The following is a 25,084-nucleotide window of genomic DNA, read 5'->3' as shown; positions in this document are numbered from 1 at the left end:
ATGCGTAAAATTATATTAGGCATACTTGCTTTGCTCATTATAGGTGGAGCAATATATGCATCAAAAGTCATTATTGATAGTAAAACAGCGCCTAAGCCGAGAGTAAAAAAAGAGGTGAAAATTATCACTACTGATACGATTACAAATTCTACTGTATCTATAATTATACCGGCAAATGGAAATTTACAGGCAAAACGCCGTGTAGAGCTTTATGCAGAGGTTACAGGTGTCTTCAAACCTACTGGAATTCTATTTAAAACTGGTCAGGAATATCGCGCTGGACAAAGCATGATTATCATTGAGAATTCAGAATTCTATGCACAGGTGCAAAGTGCTCGTAGTAATCTTAACAATCAAATTACTGCAATAATGCCAGATTTGCGATTAGATTATCCATCATCATATCAACAATGGCAATCTTACCTAGACTCGTGGGATATGAATGCTTTAACACCAGCCTTGCCTCAACCTGTAGATGATAAAGAAAAGTATTTTATTACCGGTCGTAATATTTACACGACATATTTTAATATTAAAAATCTAGAAAGTAGATTAGGTAAATATAGAATACGTGCTCCTTTTAACGGTGTCCTTACTGAGGCAATGGTTACAGAAGGTACTTTAATAAGAAGCGGACAACAGCTAGGAGAATTTATTCAAACAGGCACTTATGAACTTCAGGTAGCTATCAGTTCTGAGTTTGCTGGTTTTTTAAAAATAGGAGAGTCTGTAGAACTTAAAAATATCTCTGACGCAAAAATATATACTGGTAAAGTCTCTCGTATTAATGGTAAAGTTGATCAAGCTTCTCAAACAATTACTACTGTAATAGAGGTTAAAGATGATAATCTTAAAGAAGGTATGTATTTAACAGCAAATCTAGATGCGCAGAAGATTGAAAATGCAATAGAGATTAATAGGAGTTTATTACAAAATGAAAATCAACTATTTGCAGTAGAAGATGGAAAGTTGGTTTTAAAAACGATTCAGCCAGTTCATTTTTCAGATAAAAAAGTGGTTGTAAAAGGTTTAGAAAATGGCACGGTGATCATTGCTCAATCAGTCCCTGGTGCTTATGAGGGAATGATTGTGAAAACAGAACAGCAAGCTGCTCGAGAAAAAGAGAAACAATCCACAACTGATCAATCAGCTCTTAAATAAGCAAGATGAGAAAAGTTATAGCTTACTTTATAAAGCATAGTGTCGCCGTTAATGTAGTGGTGGTTGGGTTTGTGATTTTTGGGGTTTTTGGGATGCTTTCTCTTAAATCTTCTTTCTTTCCACTTACAGATTCTAAAATCATTAATATCAATGCGACTTATCCTGGCGCATCTCCACAAGAGATAGAAGAAGGTGTAGTACTTAAAATTGAAGATAATCTTAAAGGTATAGAAGGAATTGATCGTGTAACGTCTGCCTCTAGAGAAAATTCTGGCTCTATTACAGTTGAGATTCTTAAGGGCTATAATATTGATTTTATGCTTCTTGAGGTAAAGAATGCAGTAGATCGTGTTTCTTCTTTTCCAGTAGGTATGGAACCATTAGTGGTTTCTAAACAAGAACAGTCTAGACCAACTATTTCATTTGCTTTAAGCGGTGAAAATGTGCCTCTTTTAACTTTAAAGCAACTTGCTAGAGATATTGAAAATGACCTGCGAGGTATTGACGGAATTTCGCAAATTGCGATATCAGGCTATCCTGATGAAGAGATAGAAATAGCAGTTAATGAAAATACCTTACTAGGGTATGATATAAGTTTTGAAGAAATATCTAATGCAGTAGCTAGTTCAAACATACTTACTACAGGTGGTAATATTAAAACAGATCAAGAAGAATATTTAATCAGGGCAAATAGTAGGTCATATTATGGTAATGAATTAAGCTACATCCCAGTAAAAACTCTGGCAGATGGGACCAGTGTACTCTTAAAAGATGTTGCAATTATTAGAGATCGTTTTTCTGAAACGCCTAATGCAACCTATTATGACAATAAACTAGCTGTTACTATAACAGTTACTAGTACAAACTCTGAGGATTTAATTGATGCAGCAGATAAAGTAAAATTATATATTGAAGATTATAATCAGCGTTTTACAAATGTTCAATTAGACATTGTAAGAGATTTATCTGTAACCTTAAATCAACGTACAGCATTGCTTACTGAAAACGCAATAGTAGGTATGCTTTTGGTATTGATATTTCTTTCTGTTTTTCTCAATACGCGATTAGCCTTTTGGGTTGCTTTTGGGCTACCTATAGCGTTTTTAGGGATGTTCATATTTGCTGGTCAGTTTGATGTCACTATTAATGTATTGTCCTTATTTGGTATGATCATCGTAATTGGGATACTGGTAGATGATGGAATTGTAATTGCAGAAAATATTTATCAGCATTATGAAGATGGCAAGTCGCCAGTTCAAGCTGCTATAGATGGTACGATGGAAGTTATTCCGCCCATATTAAGTGCAATCATTACTACATTATTAGCTTTTTCAACATTCTTATTTCTAGAAGGTAGGATAGGTGACATATTTGGAGAGGTTTCAGTCATAGTAATTTTAACGCTTCTAGTATCATTAGTAGAAGCACTTATTATCTTACCAGCTCACTTAGCTCACTCTAAAGCTTTACAACCACGTAACAATAAGCCTAAAAAAGGTCTCGCTAAAGCATTTCAAAAAATGCGTATTGTAAATGACTATGGTGATAAAGCTATGAACTGGATGAGAGATAGGTTATATGCTCCAGTATTGCGATTTTCATTAGCAAATAAGTTTTTCACCTTTGCTCTGTTTGTTGCAGCGCTTATATTAACCTTTGGTTCTATGAGTGGTGGGATTATTAAAACAGCATTTTTTCCTAGAATATCTAGTGACCAGGTAAGTATTAATCTTGCAATGCCTAACGGTACATCAGAATTTATCACAGATTCTATTATCAACTCTATTGAAAAAAAGGCAATGATTGTAAATGAACAATTAACTGAAGAATATTTGAAAGGCGATGAGTACGGTGACACAATAATGTTGTTTGAAAATATTATCAAGTCGCAAACATCATCTTCTGCAGCCAGTTTATCAATTAACTTATTACCAGGAGAGAGTAGACCAGAAGAAGTTAATTCTGAAATTGTAGCAAATCGTTTAAGAGAGTTAGTTGGTGAGGTTCCAGGTGCAGAGACACTTACCTTTGGTTCTGGTGGGAACTTTGGTGGTAGTCCAGTAGCCGTTTCACTATTAAGTAATGATATAAAAGAACTTAAAGCCGCTACAGCAGAGTTTAAAGAGATTTTAAGTAACAATCCATTGCTTAAGGATATAGAAGATAATGACCCAGCAGGGATTAAAGAGATTAACCTAGAGCTCAAAGAAACAGCTTATTCACTAGGTCTTACCACTAGAACGGTAATGTCACAAGTGAGATCAGCGTTTTTTGGGACTGAGGCGCAACGTTTTCAGCGTGGTCAGGATGAGATTAGAGTTTGGGTGCGCTATGATCGTGAGAATCGTAATAGTATAAAAGATCTTGATGAATTTAGAGTATTAACTCCATCAGGTGATAGAGTGCCACTTAGAGACATAGCAAATTATACGATTGAAAGAGGTGACGTTGTCATCAATCACCTAGAAGGTAGAAGAGAAGTGCTTATCAGTGCAGATCTCAAAGATCCATCTGGCAGTGCAACAGATATATTAGCTAATATAAGGTCAGAAATTATTCCAGAACTACAAAATAAATATCCGACCATATCACCTAATTATTTAAGTGGACAAGCACGTGAGGCAGATAAGTTTTCCCAAAGTGCCGCAGTGGCAGGCCCTATAATTCTATTACTTATTTATTTTGTTATTGCCTTCACCTTCCGTAGTTGGATACAACCAGTTATGCTTATTTTGCTAATTCCTTTTAGCTTTGTAGCTGTAGGTTGGGGACACTGGATACATGGTTTTCCGGTAAATATCTTGTCCCTTTTAGGTATCATTGCCTTAATTGGTATAATGGTTAATGATGGACTCGTACTCATAGGTAAGTTCAATTCTTTACTTAAAGAAGGGCTGGGCTTTGATCAAGCACTTTTTGAAGCTGGAAAGAGCCGTTTTAGAGCTATTTTCCTAACTTCTATTACTACTATAGCTGGTCTTGCTCCTTTATTATTAGAAAAAAGTAGACAAGCGCAATTTTTAAAACCTATGGCTATTTCAATTTCTTATGGTATAGGAATGGCAACAGTTTTAACCTTACTTATGTTACCATTATTTCTCAGTTTCGGTAATAATGGAAAGGCAGCAATTTATTGGTTACGTACTGGTAAAAAAGCAGTAAAAAGAGATTTAACAAGTGTCGCACAAGAACTAGAAGAAGAAAAGCATTATGATGAAGCATAAAGTAATATATAGTCTTATTGCTTTGGTGTATCTCGCTTTCGCGAAAGCATATGCACAGCAACCTGACGCGTCATTATTAACTCGTGAGCAGGCTGTAGAGCTCATGTTAGAAAATAATTACGGAATCCAAATAGCAAGAAATTCTGAGATAATTGCAGAGAATAATACCAGTATATTAAATTCTGGTTACCTGCCTAGTTTGCAGGGAACTGCAGGTGCCTCTATTGATGAGAATGATTCAAAAACAGATTTTAATGGAGCGCTAGACGGTAATGGTGTGCCTAGAGACGACATAGAAATTAATAATGCACAAACCACACAGTATAATGCTGGGTTGTCTTTAAATTATACTTTATTTGATGGGTTAGGTAGATTATATAATTTTAAACGACTTAAAGAACAATATCAATTAAGTCAATTGCAAGCCAGGTCTACTATAGAAACTACTACAGTTCAATTAATGAGTGTTTATCTAGAGATAGCAAGGTTAACTGAGAATGAAAAGATTTTTCAAGAAAACCTACAAATATCAAAACAGCGTGAGCAACGAGCCCAATATCAATTTGATTATGGTCAAGTAAATAAGCTTGAGGTGCTTAATGCTCGAGTAGATATTAATGCAGATAGTATTAATTTATTAAATGCTAGACAACAATTGCGCAATACAAAGCGTGATTTAAACCTTTTACTAAACCGTGACCTGAATCAACAATATGTGGTGGATACAACTGTGACCTTCCAAAATATTTTGGTAATTGACAGTTTTTTAGAAAAAGTAAAGCAAAATAACGTTAGCTTACTACAAGCTGAAAGTACTTTACAAATTAGTGATTATGATATAAAAACGACAAAAGCTTTATTGTTACCGCGCATAGGCTTATCAGGTTCTTATGGGTGGAATCAATCTGAAAATCCACCAACAGCATTTTTTCCTTCCACTACCAGGACTAGTGCAAATATAGCCGTTGGAGCAAATTTGACTTGGGATATTTTTGATGGAGGAAGTTCCTTAAATAATTTACGTAATGCTAAAATTGCCTATAAAAATGAAGCTTTATTTAAAAGCCAGCTAGAACAAGAGGTCGCTCGTGATATTGCAAATGCAAAAGGAAATTATGAAAATGCACTAGCTATTTATAAAATGCAAGAACAAAACGTCCTTACTAACGATGATAATTTTAACCGTACTCAAGAACAGTTTAAAATAGGTCAAGTAAGTAGTGTAGAATTTAGACAGGCACAACTTAATCTATTAAACGCGGTCACTATTAAAAATCTGGCAAAATATGATGCAAAACTTGCAGAGTATCAATTACTACAGCTAGTAGGGCAAATTTTAAACATGCCTTTATGATAGAACATTTTTTCATGTGTCCACACTGCTGGCAAGAAATATCTATGCTATTAGATTCTGCATACTCTCAAACTTATGTAGAGGACTGTGAAGTGTGTTGTAATCCCATTGAGTTACAGGTAGGATTTGATGACGGAGAATTAACTTCTTTTGAAGCTAGAGAAATAGGTCAATAAAAAAAAGCGGTCTTACACCGCTTTTTATTGACTATTCTTTTTGATTACAGGTTGTGATCATCTGCAATATCTTCTAATCGTCTAATTGTATTCACTGTAGATTGTATCTCATCTTTCTGTGCTTCTAGTATAGAAACTACTGTAGGTGGTAACTCAGATTTGTTCTCTAGTACTGCAGTGTACTCTTCAATAGCTTTCTTCTCTCCTGTGATACACTCTTCTAATATAGCTTCGTCTTTATTGATACTTAAAGCCGCTTTTAAGTTCATCCATCCACGGTGCATATCGCCTTTAAAACTTCCATCCAGTTCAGGATCTTGGTTCATTGCTTTCAACTCTTTAGTTAAAGACGCAGCATAATGTGTCCTTCTTGCTCCTTGCTCTGCAAACCATCTTTTAAGCTGTGCATGCTCAGTAATTTCTGCCGCATTAGCATATCCACGTTGGGCATCATAGGTTTTTTCAAGTAAATCGTTTAAATATTTCTCTGTTTGGACTGTAGTTTTCATATTGATTTTTTTATTTAAGATACTATATAAGAGTTGCTTAAGTTCTTAATATCACCTCAATTGAGAAGAGCTTAACATGATTTATAAATATCTTAAGATTTCTTCTTGTGAGAACTCTAAATTAGATGTATATTTGCCATCCATAAAAACGGATAGTTTGTCGAGCTTATTACTCGAAGGTTAAAAGCCAAGAATAACAAAACGTTACATCGCGGGATAGAGCAGTAGGTAGCTCGTCGGGCTCATAACCCGAAGGTCACTGGTTCGAGTCCAGTTCCCGCTACTAAGTAAAAGCCGATTCATTTTTGAATCGGCTTTTTTGTTTCTTTAAAACTACCTTTACAGCTTTAATATTATTTCCATGGACATTACTCTAACAGAATTCATAGGCTATGCAGCTAGTGCCGTATTGCTATTCTCATTTACACGCAAAGACCTCAAAAAACTACGTTGGTTCAATTCTTTAGGCTGTTTACTTTTTGTAATCTATGGATTTATGCTAGATAGTATTCCGGTTGTAATTACTAACCTTGCAATCATTTTGATTAATGCTTACTACTTATTCATTAAAAAAGAGGTCATTGCTAGTGAAGATAGTGCTCAAGAATAGAAGTATGTTTTTTAGTTACGCTTTCGCGAAAGCGTAATTATAAAGATGACCAAATTTCAATATCTTAACCATAGATAATAAGAGATTTGATTAACTTCATGGCCTTAAATCAATAACCATGAATATCAGATTTTTTGCGGCCTTATGTATGGTTGCTTTTTTACTATCATGTAAGAATGACAAGGTAGTTTCCCAAGATAATGATGAGGTGACATTAGATGTTGCGTTTGAAAAAATGACGCTGGATAATGGTCTTACCGTTATTTTACATCAAGATCACTCAGATCCTGTAGCTGCTGTAGCGCTTACTGTACACGTAGGTAGTGCGCGAGAAAAAGAAGGTCGTACAGGATTTGCACACCTTTTTGAACATTTATTATTCTTGGAATCTGAAAACTTAGGGAAAGGTGGACTAGATGCAATGAGTGCTCGTATAGGTGGATCTGGTGCAAATGGATCTACGAGTCGAGATCGTACAAATTATTACCAAACGGTGCCTAAAGATGCGCTAGAAAAAATGATATGGGCTGAGGCTGATAAGTTAGGATGGTTTGTCAACACAGTTACGGATCCTGTTCTTGCTAAGGAGAAACAGGTCGTTAAAAATGAAAAAAGACAAAGCGTAGATAATAGACCATATGGTCATGTGCGATACGTGGTAGGTAAAAATCTATATCCTAAAGATCATCCATATAATTGGCAAGTGATAGGTTCACTAGAAGATTTACAGAATGCAACATTAGATGATGTAAAGGAATTTTATCGTCGCTGGTACACGCCTAATAATACCGTATTGACTATCGCTGGTGACTTTAACATGGAGCAAACTAAAGCATGGGTACATAAATATTTTGATGAAATTCCTGCAGGAGAAGAAGTGGCACCATTAGCAAAGCAACCCGTTACTATTGAGGCAACAAAAAAGTTATATTATGAAGATAACTTTGCTCGAGTTCCTCAATTAACATACACATGGCCTACAGTTGCAGATTATGATAAAGACGCTTATGCACTAGATATTTTAACACAGTATCTTTCATCTGGTAAAAAGGCTCCTCTTAATAAAATGCTGGTGGACCAAGAACAATTAACTAGTAATGTAACCATGTATAATTATGGGTCTGAACTAGCTGGTGAAACAACAATTTCTATAAACGCATTTAATGGAACTGCACTGGATAGTGTTGCTGCTGCATTGGATAAAGGTTTTGCTTTATTTGAAAAAGATGGTATATCTCAAGCAGATTTAGAACGTATTAAAGCTGGTCAAGAAACAAGTTTTTATAGAGGATTAAGTAGTGCGCTAGGGAAAGGTTTCCAGCTAGCGCAATATGAAATGTTTGCTGGCGATGCTGGTTTTGTGTCGCAAGATGTTCAGAATATTTTGAACGTGACACGAGAAGATGTTATGCGTGTTTATGAGAAATATATAAAGGGAAAACCTTATATCGCTACTAGCTTTGTGCCTCGTGATCAAAAAGACTTAATCCTTACAGGTTCTACACTTGCTGAGGTTGTTGAAGAGCAGATTATTCCTGGCGCCGAAGAGAGTTTTGACGCGAGCATTAAAGCTACATATGAGAAAACGCCATCAACTTTTGATAGATCTGTAGAACCGTCTTATGGAGAAGCTCCTAGTTTAAAAACTCCCGATGTATGGCAAGATGAATTATCATCTGGTATGAAATACTACGGTATTACTAGCAATGAAGTTCCTTTAGTCGAGTTTAGTATGGATATTAAAGGTGGAATGCTATTAGAGAATATCGATAAAGTTGGTGTTTCAAATTTACTTGCAGATTTAATGATGCGTGGTACAGCTACTAAAACACCAGAAGAGTTAGAAAACGCTATTGAATCATTAGGTGCTAGTATTTATTTTTATGCTGGTGACCAGTCTATCACTGTTGCAGGTACGACTCTTGCGCGCAACTATGATAAAACAATGGCGCTAGTTCAAGAAATGATTTTAGAACCACGATTTGACGAGACTGAATTTAATTTATTAAAACAAGATGTTCTCAGTCAGATTGAGCAACGTAAAGCAAACCCTAATGCTATCGCTTCAAACGAATTTTCTAAATTACTGTATGGCGAGAATAATATTTTATCTAGAAATGGTGCTGGTACAGAACAAAGTGTTCAATCAATTACTATTCAAGATTTAAAAGATTATTATAATAATTATATAGCTTCAAATTTAGCCACCTTTAAATTTGTGGGTGCTATTGATGAATCTAAAGCAGCGTCAAGCTTAAAATCTTTAAATGAATCTTGGCCAAGTAAAGATGTTGTCTTCCCAGAATTACCCGAAGTCAACAGGCCTGAGAAAGCAGCCGTTTATTTTTATGATGTGCCAGGTGCAAAGCAGTCGGTCATTAACTTTGGATATCCTGCTTTAAAAGTGACAGATAAAGATTTCTATGCTGCACAGGTAATGAATTATCGTCTAGGAGGTGGTAGTTTTGCTTCTCAATTAACTCAACAATTGCGTGAAGGTAAAGGATATACTTATGGGATAGGTTCTAGGTTCGGTGGAACTGATCTTGCAGGTTCTTTTAGCATATCCAGTAGTGTGCGTACTAATGTGACTTATGAATCTGCAGCTTTGGTAAAAGAAATAATAGAGCAATATGGTGCAGGTTTTACAGAAGAAGATTTAGAAGTGACTAAGAGCTATATGATAAAAAGTAACGCTCGCCGACTAGAAACAGCATCTGCAAAACTAGGTATGTTAGACAATATGAGCTCATATGGTTTTGATAAGGACTACCTTAAGAAACGCGAGCAAGAAGTAGAAAACATGACTATAGAAGACGTAAAACGACTGACTAATGACTACTTAAATCCTGATCAAATGATTTATTTAATCGTAGGTGATGCGGCTAGTCAAATGAACCGCATGAAGGATTTAGGGTATGGAGCACCTATATTACTTAATCCAGATACAACAGAACTTAAAAAGTAAGGATACTTAAGAATAATTATAAAAAAAAGGCTCTCTAGGAATAGAGAGCCTTTTTAAAATTGGATGGTTATTGTTTTACTTATCGTTCTCGCTAAGTAGTTGCTCGTTGTTATTTAACATCGCAAAAAACTTATCTAAATTAGGCATGATAACGATTTGTGTTCTGCGATTTCTAGCCATATTATCTTTGCTGTCATTTGCAACAATAGGGTCATAACTAGCTCTACCTGCAACTATTAATTGCTCTGGAGCAACGCCAAATTTTTCTTCCAACCTTCTAACAATAGCGGCACTACGTTCTGTACTTAAATCCCAGTTATCTTTAATGTAACTACCTTGCTTTACCGTGCGACTATCTGTATGTCCTTCTACTAGGATTTCTAATGACGGTTCAGAGGCAACGACCTCAGCTATTTTAGCTAGAATTTCATCGGCATCATTACTTACTCTATAGCTACTATCTTTAAATAAAAGGTCATCATCTATATTGATCATTACTACTGTTTCCTCTATGGATACGTTAAGATCTTTATCGCTAGCGGTAGAGCCCATCTTTTTTGCGATGTTGTGTGCTATGGCTATATTAAGTGAATCTTTTAAGGTAGTTGCTCCAGCAAGTTTTGCGGCAGGCACATCTTGCAATGTTTTGCGCATCGCCTTTTTGTTATTTTTTGATAGCACTAATGATCCTCCATCAGTGGATACCATCATACCATCTTGATCTGATTTTAGAGATGCTATTTTAGCATTATAACGTTCTACACGCATCTCTATTTGTTCCATTTTATTCTCAAGATCTTCCTTTGCAACCCTAGTTTTTTGAAGTTCTGATCTGGTATCGTTATAATTAGTTTCTAATTCGACATATTTCTTTTTAGATACACAACTGGCTAGTACTGCAGCGGCAGTTACCGCTATGAATAAATTTGATTTTCTCATAATATACATTTTTGATTTATTTGATTTTTTGACTCATGCTGGTGATACGAGTAAATCAATAAATTGGATTTATTATGATAAAATAAAAAGCTTATTTAAGACTATTTTATGCTTTTGTAATTAAAAATCTTAAAGATTTAACTTTTAAAATGTACTAGTGATGATGTAGTTTACGCTTTTGCGAAAGCGTATTTAAAACAAAATTTCATCACCAAAAAACTATAGGCCTACTTTATAAATATTGAATTCATAATTCTAGTTTTGAAATGTCTCTAGATATTCTTTTGCTATTATAATAGATCTTTTTCTATGGGTAGCTTCATCAAAAAAATCTCTAGCAGGTTGTGTGACCACAATTTTCAATCCTTTATAAAAGACGGTTAGTGCCTTTTGATATACTTCACCACCAGACCAGTATGCCGGATAATTAAATATATCAAGCTTTTCAAAATTCATTTTATTCAGTATTTGTATATCAGTATTCAAATCTTCTAAGGAGCGATAGTCATAAACTTGTATGCTCACATTTGTATTTGTTGAACCAGCATAAAAAGCTGCGCTACATGAATTTTCAAGACCTTGATTACTCGGTTTTGCCAGCCATACTACTTTTTCCAGATTGTACCATTTTTTAATATTTTCTACGTTGAGATGATCACAGGCATAAGGAATATCACTGACTTTTAATAATGGACCATCATATCGATCTGTACTCGTTACAGCATTACCTGAATCAAAAGAGACATCATCTGATGTGTTAGTTTGCTTACAACCTATTAATATTAATAGAATGATGCTTAGGTACGATAGATTCTTCATGTTAATTATATAAAAATGATTATTGAAATAGGCGCTATACTTCCTTTACCACCTATCACGTTTGCTGAGATTTGCACTTCATACTTACCTGGTGGTACTTTACCTGGATAGGCAGATGGGGATAATTTGCTTCCTGTTTTAGAAAGTAAATGAATGATGTCAAAAGATTCTACTGGCTCTAGCATTTCACCAGGGAAAAACGGCATAGGCTTTCTTTTTACAGTCCCAATTTGTTTTCCGTCTTTAAAAAGAGTGGTTTCAAATTCTACTAAAGCTACTTGACGGTTTTGTTCATCTAAAGGAAGTCCTTTGCCTTCAAAAATAAATTTCACTTGGTAGGTGCCTATTTTGAATTGTTTAAAAAGTTCCACTGCGTTGCCATCTTTGAGCTTGATTTCAATTTTTGAGGAATTGTTTATGAGTAGTTTTCCATCTATTCTTTGTGCGCAACAAAAAGTTGTGAATAGTAATGTGATGGTTATAAATAGTACTTTCATGATTTGTTGGTTTTTATTTTTATTAATCTACTAGTTCAATGGTATAGTGATAGCCGAATGCTATTTTCCCTTTATTAACTTCTTTTACGTCAGAGTAACCTCTTGCATATCTTTTGTTTCCTACTGTTTCTAACCAAAAGGAATTGTGCGTGTTTGGAATCCTTCGGCGACCATTATGTCCCGATACTAATGGGTAATCAGAAGCGTTTGTTTTACCTGTCAGAAAATCTAAAATTTGAGGTAGATAAATCTCGTTTTCTTCTTTAACACGTTGTATTCCTGGGTATTCCTCTGAGAATTGAAAATCAATATAGCTTTTCTTATAATCGCTTTCTTGATATTCAAAGACTAAGTAATTTTGCACATCGGTATTTGTACCTACGGCATATCTATTTGGATTGTTATCTCTATAAAGTTTACAATACCCATTATAACAAGGGTTTGATAATGAACTTTCATCTGATGTTTCATAGCTCCCATTTTTATTTTGTAACCTAAAAAAAATATTCATTGAGCCTATTTCTCGATTTCGCAAGTTGTCTGATTTATTGCATTTAAAAGTGTTCAAAGTGATTTTAAATTTTAGGATATTATTTGAATTGCCAACCGTTGATGAAGCCGCAGCTGCTGTAGAAATATTAGCCGTTTTACGATGTCCATTCCAGCTACCGTAAGCACGATTATTGAATTTACCTTGGAACGTGGTATTCTTAAAAATGAAAGAACAAGTTTCATTAACAGCACCTAGTTTTCTTCTGTATTTGCCAGTAAAAATTCCTGTAGTATGATTCATTTTGCCCCATACCATACCACCATTATTTCCATAATGAGCAACCATAATGCCCGTCTTGCTATTTATAAAATCTAGCTCACCATATGTCGTAGTCCATTTTCCTTTGATGTAGTTTTGGGCAGCATCGGTAGTTTTTGTTCCGTTCCAGACGCCTTGTTCGTGGCTTGCAGTCCATCCCCATGTTCCTGTAAAAGAATTACCAGATTTAATCCATTTGAAATAGCCCACGCGTCCATTGTTGTCAAACTCTCCATAAAAAGCTGTTCCCATGGTGGTAAGTGATCTAATGGCGCCTAATTCTCTGTAAGTTCCTACTACATATTGATTTTTCTGGTTTAAAATTACCTGCCCAAATGACGTGTCCCAGGTTCCTGACCAGTCCGTTACAAGTGTTTCTATACAGGATGAGTTTTTTGTTTCCGCTTTCGCGAAAGCGCAATTGACCATCGTCAATGCTATTAACATTATTACATATTTTAAATTCTTCATGTTGTATGATTTTAATTATTTAAGTTTTAGAGTATAGAAATAGCCCCATTTATCGTCATCGTCATATTTTATAAAGGCATAACCACGAACTGTACGTTTTCCATTTTCCTCCGTAAGCCAGAAAGTATGATCTGAATCTGGAATAATTTTACGACCATCAGGACCGTTGACAAAACTGGAAGCATCTCGCTGAAAATTGAGGTATTCTAGAATAGATTTAAGTGATATAGTAGATAATCTAAGACGATCTTCTGCATTACTTGCTCTAGTTCTTCTGTGTGAAAAAGAAAATCCTAAACGAGGATTACTATAGTATCCTGCTGGACCTACAAGACTGTAAAAGATATCTCCCGAGACGGTTCTATTTACATCATAAAATTGATTTTCTTGATATCTTTTACTGGTTTGATCTGTGTACAAATCTCTTGTAAAAAGAGTTCCTATATCATCATATAAAATCATTGTGATGTTAATTTTTCCCCATTCTTTATCTCTAGGTCTGCCTTTATTGGCATAGTTTTTAATTGTTTGAAATTTTAATTCTAATAGATTTCTAGATTCAGAACCTCTGAAATTTTGTTTAGAAAAACCTGGAACAGTAACGGTACCATAAATCCCATGATTCCAATCAAATGATAATGTAAATCCAGTGTTACATTTTATGGTATTCTCATCTGATGTGATGTAACCTTTAAATTGCTTATTTTTATAATCTCCATAGACATAAAACTCTTTGTTGTTAGTATATAAAAACCCAGCAACTCGACCATTAGAGTTTTGAATCAGTTGCATTGTTCCTAGTTTAGTCTGAAAGGTTTTAGTCAATTCATTATTAGGGAAATTGGTTGATTGTAACGTTCCATTCCAGCCGCCATCCCACTTATTAAATCCTGTGGTAGTTTTCCATTTATAGTTGCCATTCCATCCATTTGTCGAATTGGGTGAAAATGACACCAGTCCATTCCTGCAATTATTTGAGAAGGCGCCTGTATAAATTGTTCCTCTGCCTGTTATGGTAAACGGCGATAACAAAATATGCCCATATTGATTATATAGTCCAACAGCTTTATTACCAGATTTTGAATTAAGAATATGGACCTCTCCATGTGGAGAAGTAAAAACGCCATCCTTTAATTTATCGTTAGCCAGAACCGTGTTGCATAGCAATACGGCCAGTAAAGTGGTAAAGAATATTTTCATGATTTATAATTGCTTAATTTCTACTCTGCGATTTTGAGCTTTAGAAACAGGATCTTCTCCATGAAAAATTGGTGCATTTTCTCCCTTTCCTGAGGTTGTCAATCGGCTGGCGTCGACGCCGTATTGATGGATCAAAACATATTTTACAGCATTTGCTCGTTCTTCTGAGAGTTGCTGGTTCATTAATTCATCTCCATCAGTATCTGTATGACCTATAATTTCATAAGTATTTGATGATTTTGCCATTTCTTGCGAAAGTCTTTTCAATACTCCAGCAGACTCAGGTTTTATAATCGTAGTGCCGGTATCAAAAGTGATTCCGTGTGCCTGATAAGAACCGTTTTTAAATAAACTTTGTGGGATTTCGACATCACCAGCATACTTGATATTACTAATGTAAAAATGTTGATCATCAGGAGATATATTAGTTCCAAATCTGAGCGTGGAATAAACTGCTGCTGGATCTAAGGCTCTCATCATATCAATCACCTTTTCCTCATTAACATACATTTTGATGCGCAGTCCTTTTTTAACAATAGCGACGTGATGCACTTTATCTATTATGGACTGATTATAGAAAGCATCATAACTAGTTTTTGAAGTAGCGTTAAGACCAGGTGTTTTAGCTTTTTTATTAATTAGGATTCCGTAGCCACTGCCACCGCCAGCACCTATTCTTAGGTAAGTATAGGCTTTGCCTTCATAGGCATCAGACAGATAAGAGTTTGCATCTTTAAGGTCTGAAAGAATGATATCAAAATGCCTTTTAAATGCAGACTCTTGAGGGAAATCATGAGCGATATCAAATTCAAGAGTAAAATCTTCTTGCCAGTTATCAATGATGTCATTCATAACCAGCGTTTTTGACCCATTACCTATTTGTAGCCATTTACCAGGTTGCGCATTCATTTCTACTACCTCAGCACTACTATCAGTATTCCATGTAGAAGGAAAATCCCCTATAAAAGTGCTTGTAAAATTCTCCATGACTTTAAGATCAGCTCCTGGTATAAAATCATATTTAGTATACGATTCAAAAAGATTTTCTTGTTGAGAAGGAACATCCATTTGATTTATAGATTGGTCTTGATCCATTCCCATAGGAGCATCTTCCATAGTAGGATATTCGTCATTCCTGATTCTCGTGGAATTAGTGGTAGTTGAGTCGCTTGAGAATAATAAATCATCTACACTTTTATCAACTTTCTGTTCTATTTTTTGTTCGGTTTGTTTAAGTTTTTTGTCCACCTTCTTTTTAAGTTTTTTAAATAGTTGCGCGTTTGCAACTGTGGAGAAGGATAAAGCGATAATGCACATCCATTGTATTGATTTTTTCATAATTCGATCGTAATAGTTTGTTGCCTTTTAATGAGTTGTATCTTTAAAGGTTAACACAGTTGCATAGATATTTGTAATTTTACTGAAGCTCTAGACGTGACTTTTCTATGAAAAACCAACCTATTATTGAATTACTAAAATCTGGAGAGGCTGCTTTTTTTAAGGAACAATACAGTCTGTATCGAGAAGAGTTTATAGGATATGCCTTGAAAAAAGGAGTCGATCCAGAAGCCGCTGTAGATATCTATCAAGACTCCTTTGTAATTTTATTTGAGAATGCAGCCTCTGGAAAATTACAATCACTAACCAGCAGTTTAAAGACCTACATTTTTGGCATTGCAAATAATAAAATCTACGAGGTTCTAAGAAAAGATCAAAACACTGTTAACCTTGATGATCTATCCTACATAAAAGAAGAAATAACACATTTAGATCTGGAAGAGCAAGTCTTAACTTCAAATCAACGAGTCCTACATGTGGCATTTGATCAACTAGGAGAACGTTGTAAAAATATCATTTCACTATTTTACTTAGACGGCCTAACTATTAAAGAAATAATGACCGTAGAAAATTATACTAGTGAAAATACAGTAAAAGCCCAAAAAAGCCGCTGCATGAAGCAACTTAAAGAACTCACAAAAAACTAATATGGATTCCCTTACCCTTATACAAAACGTGATTCATAATCGAGCTTCTCAAGCTGAGTTTATAGAATTTCAAAATCGTCTGGAAAAAGACCCTGCATTTAAAGCGCTTTATGAAGAGTCTCTAGATATAAGGGCAATTGCATTAGAACAGAAAAAATCAAAACTCAAAAACCTATTACAAGAACAAGAAAGAAAAGTAAATCAACCAGCATCTGAAGGTTCTACAATAACTAAAAAGACTAGTGTTTTTAAATATTTAATTCCAGCTGTAGCCGCTGCTGCTATCATTATTTTTTCATTGAATCTATTCGGTAATAGTATTACAACATTAGAGCTTTTTGAATCTAATTACGAACCATACAGGAATGTAATGGGTGGTATAGAGCGCGGTGAAGAAATCAAAGAAGACTTAATAAGTAAGGCATTTTATACTTATGAAATAAAAGATTATACCACTGCAGCTATATTGTTTGAACAGTTATATGAAACAGATCAACAAAGCATGTACCTCTTTTATCATGCAAATGCTCAATTAGGAAAGGGAAATACGCAAAAAGCCATTTCTTTATACAAACAACATCAGAATGTACAAGATGATTTTTATGCACGATCCCGATGGTATCTTGCTTTGGCATATTTGAAGAATGATCAAATACAAGAAAGTATAGCTGTTCTGGAGGGAATTTCTAAAGTCGAGTCTTACAACTACGTTAAGGCTAGAGAGCTTTTATTAAGTTTAGAAGATTTGTAGAAGTTTCGCTTTCGCGAAAGCGTGAACTACATAAAAAATATCTACAAACATGTTAACCTTTACAAACGTGTTTGCATTAAGAGGAAAATGACCTCTCATGAAGAACTTTACAACCTATTTACTTTTATTTATTGCCATTCAATTTTCTAGTGCACAATTCTATGGACCTAATGATTTTAGAATTAGTGATGCTGGTGGATTTGGCAGTACAATTACAGAAGTTGACTTTCCAGATCTAGCTTATAATTTTACAATTCAAAATTACCTAGTAGTATGGGATAGCGATGATACTGATCAAAATGGAGTTGTAAATAACAATAATCAAATAATAGGTCGTTTTACAGACCTCAATGGTAATATTCAAGGTAACGACATATTAATATCTTCATTAAACTTAGGAAATAATCAGCGCCGTAATCTTCATCCTAGAATAACTTTTAATACTACAGACAATAACTATTTGGTCGTATATCAAGGTGATTTTAATAGTAATAAAACTGAAGCTTATGGAGTAATCGTTAACCAAGATGGGACTTTAAATACTACCGATTTTAGAATAAGTTTTACGGCTGCAAATGAAGATGGTAGGTCTCCAGCAATAGCTTATAATCCAAATTTGAATGAATATTTGGCCATATTTATTTCTAGGATTTTATCGACCAGCACAACGCCTGCTCGAGTAGAAATTACGGGTCAGAGAATCTCTAATACAGGTGTATTATTAGGGAATGCTTTTGATATCACCAATTCAATCACTGCTGGTGCGCAAACTAATGGGTCAATTCCAGACATTATATTTAATCCGCTTTCTAATGAATATCTTGTTACCTATGTCACTTCTCCTATAACAAATGAAGAAGAGGCTTATGCAACAATAGTAAGTCAAACAGGTGTCGTAGGTAATACCGTACGATTGAGTAATAGAGGTGCAATAGATAATTCAGGTTTTGTAAATAAATCGGTTAGAGCAGCTCATAGTATTATAGATAATTCTTATCTGTTTGTTTATGAAGCAGATAATTCTACTGCAGGAGAATATGACGTTTTTGGAGTGATTTACGATGCTGCTATGAACCTACTAGTGCCTGAATTTGAAATAAGTCAAGTAGGTGGCAGCGATACCAGATTAGATGCAGTGATTCCTCACGTTGAGTGGTTGCCAGCAGACAATATGTTTTATGTTGTTTTTCAAGCTAATCCATTCTTTAGTGATAGAAATGAAAGAGAAATATTTATGCGCTCCGTATCTTCAACGGGAACCGTAGGCGCAAATTTACTTAGAGTATCTGAAGCGCCTGTGGCTGCTGCAGGAAGCGCAACGCAACCTAGAATAGTCAGTAATGGAGATGGTGCTTTACTTACGGTTTACAAAGCCGAAGACACTTCTACTCAAAGCATGATGGTAAACGGTGAATTTGAAATTTACGGTCAGTTTTATGGAACTGCCACCTTTAATGAGGCTGAACAGGAATTAACAGCGATAAATCTATATCCTAATCCTGCCTTAAATGAAATTTATATCACGGGTCTTGATCATATTTTTTCCTTTTCTGTTTATGATGCTATAGGGAAGCAGGTTTTCAAAAAGCAAAATCATAGTAGTGATCAACCCATTTCTATAACTGATTTTTCTAAGGGTTTATATTTTATAGAAATAGAACTGGCTGAAAGAAAAGAAGTTATTAAATTTATAAAGGAATAGTGATCTATTTTATGAAACTAAGTCAACTCATCTTAATCACCTTTATCTTCATACTAATTAGTAGTTGTGAGAAAAAAGAGGTAGAAAAAGAATTACTAAAAACTGAAGTTTCTCAAGAGCTCGAAAAAGCTAAAAAACTTTATAAAGAAACTACTATTGACTTTACAAAATATTCAAATAAACAAATTCGTCAAAAATTAGATAGTGCATTATCAATCACTAATTCTATTAAAAAACATGACACGGCTTTCTTAATTAGACTTTACCGATATGACGCTCAATTCAAAGGATTAAATCTAAAGATGGATGAGTCACTAAGTCAATTAGAAAAAGTTATTTTATTACAAAAGTCATATTCACAAACCGATACTTTAAAGCTTCTTTCTGACTATCATTTTATTTCTCGATATTCTTTGGACAATAGTCTTTTAAGAAAAGCTCTTTACGAAGGCGTAAGACCGCAAAAAGATCTAGCAAGCAAGCAACTAGAATCCTTTTCTGAAGTAAATGAACAGAGTATACAATATTTACAGTATTTGCTTAACGCCATGAGTTCTGAATACTCTATATATCAAGAACTAGGCGATTTTGCTGCTATTGAAAAATGGATTGCTGAAGCTGAACCTTTTTTTATTAGTCAAATTGAGTCTGTATCCAACTATAAAAAAAACTCATCAACTCCAAAAAATGCGTACTACGATTTTGAAATTAACTATTATTTATCAAACCTAGCATTTAAACTATCGGAATATTATTTTATTAATAATCAACAGGATAAAGCTATCTTCTATAATAATCACTTCAAAGCCTTCTACCATCCTGTAGATAATTATGCAAATCTAGTTTACTGCCTTAGAAAATTTAGATCTAAGCAAAAATTAGATGAAAAAGAAATAGACAGTATGTATCGTCAAGCTTTATTCCACAATAATTTGGTTCAAAAAAACAGTAATTTTAAGGAGATAGAGAAGAAACATTATATTGAAAATAAATGTTTGGGTATTTTAAGTGAGATAACTTCAAGATATGCGTACCGTAAATTTGGAGATAGTAAAGAAGCAGTTGCATGGTATAAAAAAGCCATTAAATTGGTGGATGATGCACAAACTGATCAACAAACTCATCCTCTATTTAGTATTAACAAACTTCTAATGTATTATGAGAAGCAAGAAGATCCAGAAAAACTTAGATTCTATTTAGATCAATTTTTTGTTTACAACGAAAAAATATCTCAAATAAGTCAAGATAGAATTCTGTTAGGTTATGAAATACGATATGCTTTGAATTATGGCACAAAAAAGGAAGCAGATAGAGGTCTAAAAGAATTATTTAAATCTTATAATATTAACGGCTACGACATAAATACTAGCCGCGATGCTTATTCTAAAGTGAACGGTATACCCCAAAACGTTTCTGACTGTCTAAAAATAGCACATACCATTAAGCGTTATAATGAGCAAAATCCTGAACACACCATTGAGGTATTGCCTTTGTATTTTTTGGCATCTGCTATACTAAAAAGTTATATCGGTAATCAACCAAGTGATCAAGATATTGAAGTTCAAAATGAAATAAAAGAAAACCTATTACGATTAGCATACACAAACAATAAACTGACCAAAGATCATTTAAAAATGGTTTTATTAAGTATTCAAGAACTTCAACAGCCTTTACTTCATAAAAAACTAAGTATTAATGATCTTTTAAAAAAACACGACATTTCCCATTTAGGAATAACTTTAGAATATTTAAAAAATCAAATTCAAATTGACTTAGAAAGATTAAATAATAAAACATTAGATAGTGATACTGATTTTTGGGAATCTCAATACGCATTGCACCAAAGAGAGTTACAAAATTTAGTTGATTCTATAAGTGTCAAAGCTCCAAACTTCCATATGGTACAAAATACCGATTTAGATATGGATAGCTTTTTAAAAGACATGGATCAAAGTGATGCTATCATAAAACTAGATAGTGATGAAAAGGATATCTACGCTTTCGTTCTTACCAAAAATAATATCGATATATGCTACGTGGCTTCAAAAAAAGACTATGAAAACATATTAAAACATAGTAGAAATTCAGATTTCAATTTTAAAAAACAAAATCTTTTATCTGAAACAGTTACCTCTAAAACAAATGGCAAAAACTTTATAAAAATAATCCCAGATATTGCATTAAACCCAATGCCAGTGGAGTACCTAGTTAGTCCTGAACAAGTAGGAAGTTATATTACATCCATAAACGCTGTTAGTAAACACAATGAAAATCAAACTCTTAAAGCAATTGTTTTTAGACCTGATTATAACGAAAAGCGTAATCACATAGCAGAAACTCTTGTTAGATCAGGCAGACTTGAATTGCCCTATGCAAAAGAAGAGACTTCCCATATTAATAAAATATTTAATTCAAGAAATATGGAGGCCGCAAATGCAACTAAACAAAACTTTTTAAATGAGGCTCCTAATTACAACATGCATCACCTAGCTATGCATGCTGTGGTAAATCCAGAAAATGACAATGAAGGTAAACTACTTTTCCAAGGAGACAAGGATGAAGATTATTTAAAACTTAATGAGATCTACAACCTTAACTTAGATTCTGAACTAGTTACTCTTAGCGCTTGTAACACAGCTTATGGAAAAGTGGATCCTATTGAAGGTACTTTGAGTCTATCTCGAGCGTTTCAATATGCTGGTGCACGTTCTACACTCACCAGTTTATGGCGCGTTCCAGATCGAGAGACCTCTATTATTATGAAAAGCTTTTATACTTATCTTAAGGATGGAGATCGCAAGGATCTGGCGCTTAAAAAGGCCAAACAAGATTACTTAGAAAACCAGGTAGAAGAAGATTTAAAGCATCCTTATTATTGGGCAGGATTTATAATTACAGGCGACACCAGTCCTATTAATTTTCCCACACCCTGGTATTATTATCTAGCCATAGGTTTAATAATTGTGATGGTGCTTGTGTTAATATCGCTTTCGCGAAAGCGTAATAAAACTAATCCCACAACTTAAAACGCGCGCCAAACACCATATTCACTTGACGGAATAGAAAACTCTGACTCGCAGAATCTGAAGTGTCAGCAGTAGTTCTAATATCATTCATGTTGATATAACCACCTTTTAATTCTGTTTGAACAAAGAAGTGCTCAAAAAACTCAAAATTAAGACCTAGCACGGCACTTAAGCCATATCCAGATACGTGAAACTCATCATAACGCTGGCGACCTAATAATTTAGTATTTGTTTTAGGAATAATGATTCCTCCTTCAAGACCAGTGACCGCTTGAAGACTAAAGAATTTATAATCCCACAAATGGTCCATGCGACGCAATCCTATATTAACATAGTTAAGCCCATCAGTATGTTCAAACTGTAAAAACGAGCGATCTAGCGATATTTCCTCATAATCATAAACGCCGTTATATAGGGTAGAGGTATCGTCTATGCGACCATTAATACGCACGGTTTGATCTCTTAGCATAGCATACTTCATATGATCTGCTCCTATAGAGATGTTATACTTGTCGTTTATAAAATATCCTATTCTAAAATTGTATTGTGGTATGGTAATGCTACCAGGATTCAGATATTTTTTAGGGTCAAAATCAGATTGACGATCATAAGCAACTACATCTTCAAGAGTAAAATCATAGTTGTCGCCTGAAAATGTAATATCTGATTTACTATATGCAGATAAGTTCCAACCCCAATAAACATAAAAGTCTCCTTTGCGACTTGTGGATTGAGCGGCGTTTTCTTGCTGTGCAACACTGTTAAATCCTAAAAAGGCTATAAATATTAAGAAAAGATATTTCAATATAGTAATTTATAAAGTCTGCAAATTTACAACTATCCATTTGCAATCAGTTTTACTGACTAATAGATTATTTTTATAATGTCTAAAGCTATTTTAAAATGAGTAATTATCACATAAAACACCTCGAAGAATACTGGCAAGTCTATAGAAAATCAGTGCGCAATCCAGAAAGTTTCTGGGAAGAAATAGCCGAAGAACATTTCCTATGGCGCAAGAAATGGGATAAAGTATTAAGCTGGGATTTTTCAAAACCTGAAGTGAAGTGGTTTGAAGGAGCAAAACTCAATATTACAGAGAACTGTCTCGATAGACATCTTGCTACTAGAGCAGATAAGACAGCTATTCTATTTGAACCGAATAATCCAGATGAGGAAGCTCAACACATTACTTACCGAGAATTGCATGAACGTGTTTCTAGATTTGCTAATGTTTTAAAATCGCAAGGAATAGAAAAAGGAGATCGTGTCTGTATTTATTTACCTATGATACCAGAGCTTGCTGTATCTATACTGGCCTGTGCAAGGATAGGTGCCGTACACACAGTAGTATTTGCAGGATTTAGTTCAACGGCACTAGCGACACGTATTAATGATTGTGATTGTGAAACTATTATATGTAGTGATGGTAGTTATAGAGGTAAAAAAACAATAGACCTTAAAAGTATTGTAGATCAAGCTTTAGAAACCTGTCCAGGTATCAAAAAATCATTTGTTGTTAATCGAATCAATAGTGATGTAGTGATGAAAGAAGGACGTGACATATGGTTACAACCTTTATTAGATGAAGCAAGTCCTACCTGCAAGGCCACCGTTATGGATGCAGAAGACCCTTTATTTATTTTATATACATCTGGATCAACGGGAAAGCCTAAGGGAATGGTGCATACCACGGCAGGTTACATGGTTTATACAGCATATACTTTTAAAAATGTATTTCAATATCGAGAAAATGACATCTACTGGTGTACTGCAGACATAGGCTGGATCACTGGTCATAGTTATATTGTGTACGGACCGCTAGCAAATGGTGCCACATCTGTCATGTTTGAAGGCGTGCCGTCATATCCTGACTATGGTAGATTCTGGGAAATAGTAGAAAAACACAAAGTCACACAGTTTTATACAGCGCCTACCGCAATTAGAGCGCTCGCTAAAGAAAATATAAGCTTTGTAGAAAATCATGATTTAAGCTCTTTAAAAGTTCTAGGTACCGTGGGCGAACCTATTAATGAAGAAGCGTGGCACTGGTATAACGACCATGTAGGTAAGAAAAATAGCCCTATAGCAGACACGTGGTTTCAAACAGAGACTGGTGGAATCATGATCTCGCCTATACCATACTCTACACCTACCATACCTACTTATGCAACTTTACCGTTACCAGGTATTCAACTAGCATTAATGGATGAAAAAGGTAAAGAATTAAGAGGTAATCAAGTTGAAGGAAGATTGACTATTAAGTATCCATGGCCATCCATGGCGCGTTCTATTTATGGTGATCATGAAAGATATAAAAACACCTATTTCAATAGTTTTGAAAACATGTATTTTACAGGTGATGGCGCTTTAAGAGACGCTGTGGGATATTATAGAATCACAGGTCGTGTAGATGACGTGATCATCATTAGTGGTCATAACTTAGGAACAGCGCCTATAGAAGATGCGATAAATGAGCATCCAGCTGTTGCAGAAAGTGCTATAGTAGGTTTCCCACATGATATTAAAGGAAACGCGTTATATGGTTACATCACATTAAAAGAAACCGGTGAAGGTAGAGATCATGATAACCTGCGTAAAGAAATCAACCAACTCATTGCAGATCGTATTGGTGCCATCGCAAAGCTGGATAAAATTCAATTTACAAATGGGTTGCCTAAAACTCGTAGTGGTAAAATTATGCGTCGCATTTTGAGAAAAATTGCCTGTAAAGACACCTCTAATTTAGGCGATATAAGCACACTTCTTAATCCAGAAGTCGTTGAAGATATTATGGAGGAAGCTATTGTGTAAATACTAAAATCTATTAGATATCGCTTTCGCGAAAGCGTATCTAACTATATCACCGCATAAAAAACAG

The 25,084-nt window shown here is 34.6% G+C and carries 19 protein-coding genes and 1 tRNA gene; 12 read left to right on the top strand and 8 right to left on the bottom strand.

Features of this window, described 5'->3' with window-relative positions:
* The 4 genes from BST92_RS03120 to BST92_RS03105 are packed head-to-tail and all read left to right on the top strand — an operon-like array spanning position 1 to position 5,915.
* The gene (locus BST92_RS03120) at positions 1-1,161 is read left to right on the top strand and encodes an efflux RND transporter periplasmic adaptor subunit (protein ID WP_105070142.1); all 1,161 of its coding nucleotides are present in this window, start codon (positions 1-3) and stop codon (positions 1,159-1,161) included.
* Positions 1,162-1,166: 5 nt separating this feature from the next.
* Complete coding sequence (locus BST92_RS03115) at positions 1,167-4,385, top strand: efflux RND transporter permease subunit (protein ID WP_105070141.1); 3,219 nt, start codon at positions 1,167-1,169, stop codon at positions 4,383-4,385.
* Positions 4,375-5,739, top strand: coding sequence for a TolC family protein (locus BST92_RS03110; protein WP_342747825.1), 1,365 nt, complete (start codon positions 4,375-4,377; stop codon positions 5,737-5,739). Before BST92_RS03115 ends, BST92_RS03110 begins: the two co-directional genes overlap by 11 nt.
* Complete coding sequence (locus BST92_RS03105) at positions 5,736-5,915, top strand: CPXCG motif-containing cysteine-rich protein (RefSeq protein ID WP_036579954.1); 180 nt, start codon at positions 5,736-5,738, stop codon at positions 5,913-5,915. Before BST92_RS03110 ends, BST92_RS03105 begins: the two co-directional genes overlap by 4 nt.
* A 44-nt stretch (positions 5,916-5,959) precedes the next feature.
* Here BST92_RS03105 and BST92_RS03100 read toward each other — a convergent pair whose 3' ends face one another.
* Complete coding sequence (locus BST92_RS03100; protein ID WP_105070139.1) at positions 5,960-6,424, bottom strand: ferritin-like domain-containing protein; 465 nt, start codon at positions 6,422-6,424, stop codon at positions 5,960-5,962.
* A gap of 210 nt (positions 6,425-6,634) precedes the next feature.
* On the opposite strand from BST92_RS03100, the gene BST92_RS03095 reads away from it, so the two are divergent.
* The 3 genes from BST92_RS03095 (at position 6,635) to BST92_RS03085 (ending at position 10,002) form a co-directional block, all read left to right on the top strand.
* Positions 6,635-6,707 (top strand) — tRNA-Met (locus BST92_RS03095).
* 78 nt (positions 6,708-6,785) lie between these two features.
* The gene (locus BST92_RS03090) at positions 6,786-7,034 is read left to right on the top strand and encodes a YgjV family protein (protein WP_105070138.1); all 249 of its coding nucleotides are present in this window, start codon (positions 6,786-6,788) and stop codon (positions 7,032-7,034) included.
* Positions 7,035-7,152: 118 nt separating this feature from the next.
* Complete coding sequence (locus BST92_RS03085) at positions 7,153-10,002, top strand: M16 family metallopeptidase (protein WP_105070137.1); 2,850 nt, start codon at positions 7,153-7,155, stop codon at positions 10,000-10,002.
* Between the two features lie 75 nt (positions 10,003-10,077).
* Here BST92_RS03085 and BST92_RS03080 read toward each other — a convergent pair whose 3' ends face one another.
* The 6 genes from BST92_RS03080 to BST92_RS03055 form a co-directional block, all read right to left on the bottom strand.
* Positions 10,078-10,941 carry an OmpA/MotB family protein gene (locus BST92_RS03080; protein WP_105070136.1) on the bottom strand — a complete coding sequence of 288 codons (864 nt, stop codon included), beginning with the start codon at positions 10,939-10,941 and terminating at the stop codon, positions 10,078-10,080.
* A gap of 255 nt (positions 10,942-11,196) precedes the next feature.
* The gene (locus tag BST92_RS03075; protein ID WP_105070135.1) at positions 11,197-11,760 is read right to left on the bottom strand and encodes a hypothetical protein; all 564 of its coding nucleotides are present in this window, start codon (positions 11,758-11,760) and stop codon (positions 11,197-11,199) included.
* Between the two features lie 5 nt (positions 11,761-11,765).
* Positions 11,766-12,257 (bottom strand): hypothetical protein, encoded by a 492-nt coding sequence (locus BST92_RS03070; protein WP_105070134.1) that lies wholly within the window; start codon positions 12,255-12,257, stop codon positions 11,766-11,768.
* A 22-nt stretch (positions 12,258-12,279) separates the two neighbouring features.
* Complete coding sequence (locus BST92_RS03065) at positions 12,280-13,539, bottom strand: hypothetical protein (protein ID WP_146105089.1); 1,260 nt, start codon at positions 13,537-13,539, stop codon at positions 12,280-12,282.
* 15 nt (positions 13,540-13,554) lie between these two features.
* The gene (locus tag BST92_RS03060) at positions 13,555-14,739 is read right to left on the bottom strand and encodes a hypothetical protein (protein WP_105070132.1); all 1,185 of its coding nucleotides are present in this window, start codon (positions 14,737-14,739) and stop codon (positions 13,555-13,557) included.
* Positions 14,740-14,742: 3 nt separating this feature from the next.
* A complete protein-coding gene (locus BST92_RS03055; RefSeq protein WP_105070131.1) occupies positions 14,743-16,077 on the bottom strand; it encodes an OmpA family protein in 1,335 nt (444 codons plus the stop codon).
* 107 nt (positions 16,078-16,184) lie between these two features.
* Here BST92_RS03055 and BST92_RS03050 point away from each other — a divergent pair, with 107 nt between their 5' ends.
* From BST92_RS03050 to BST92_RS03035, 4 genes are all read left to right on the top strand, one after another.
* A complete protein-coding gene (locus BST92_RS03050) occupies positions 16,185-16,724 on the top strand; it encodes an RNA polymerase sigma factor (RefSeq protein ID WP_105070130.1) in 540 nt (179 codons plus the stop codon).
* A 1-nt stretch (position 16,725) separates the two neighbouring features.
* Positions 16,726-17,475 (top strand): tetratricopeptide repeat protein, encoded by a 750-nt coding sequence (locus BST92_RS03045; RefSeq protein WP_105070129.1) that lies wholly within the window; start codon positions 16,726-16,728, stop codon positions 17,473-17,475.
* Between the two features lie 97 nt (positions 17,476-17,572).
* Complete coding sequence (locus BST92_RS03040) at positions 17,573-19,177, top strand: T9SS type A sorting domain-containing protein (RefSeq protein WP_105070128.1); 1,605 nt, start codon at positions 17,573-17,575, stop codon at positions 19,175-19,177.
* Between the two features lie 11 nt (positions 19,178-19,188).
* Positions 19,189-22,203, top strand: a complete 3,015-nt coding sequence (locus BST92_RS03035; RefSeq protein WP_105070127.1) for a CHAT domain-containing protein — start codon at positions 19,189-19,191, stop codon at positions 22,201-22,203.
* Here BST92_RS03035 and BST92_RS03030 read toward each other — a convergent pair.
* Positions 22,187-23,008, bottom strand: coding sequence for a hypothetical protein (locus tag BST92_RS03030; RefSeq protein ID WP_245910853.1), 822 nt, complete (start codon positions 23,006-23,008; stop codon positions 22,187-22,189). The two genes, BST92_RS03035 and BST92_RS03030, sit on opposite strands and share 17 nt — an antisense overlap.
* A 98-nt stretch (positions 23,009-23,106) precedes the next feature.
* On the opposite strand from BST92_RS03030, the gene acs reads away from it, so the two are divergent.
* Positions 23,107-25,017 (top strand): acetate--CoA ligase, encoded by a 1,911-nt coding sequence (gene acs, locus BST92_RS03025; protein WP_105070125.1) that lies wholly within the window; start codon positions 23,107-23,109, stop codon positions 25,015-25,017.
* The last annotated feature ends 67 nt before the right edge of the window (positions 25,018-25,084 follow it).

This window comes from Nonlabens arenilitoris (assembly GCF_002954765.1).
Lineage (GTDB): Bacteria > Bacteroidota > Bacteroidia > Flavobacteriales > Flavobacteriaceae > Nonlabens > Nonlabens arenilitoris.
This window is presented reverse-complemented; position numbering and strand designations above follow the sequence as displayed.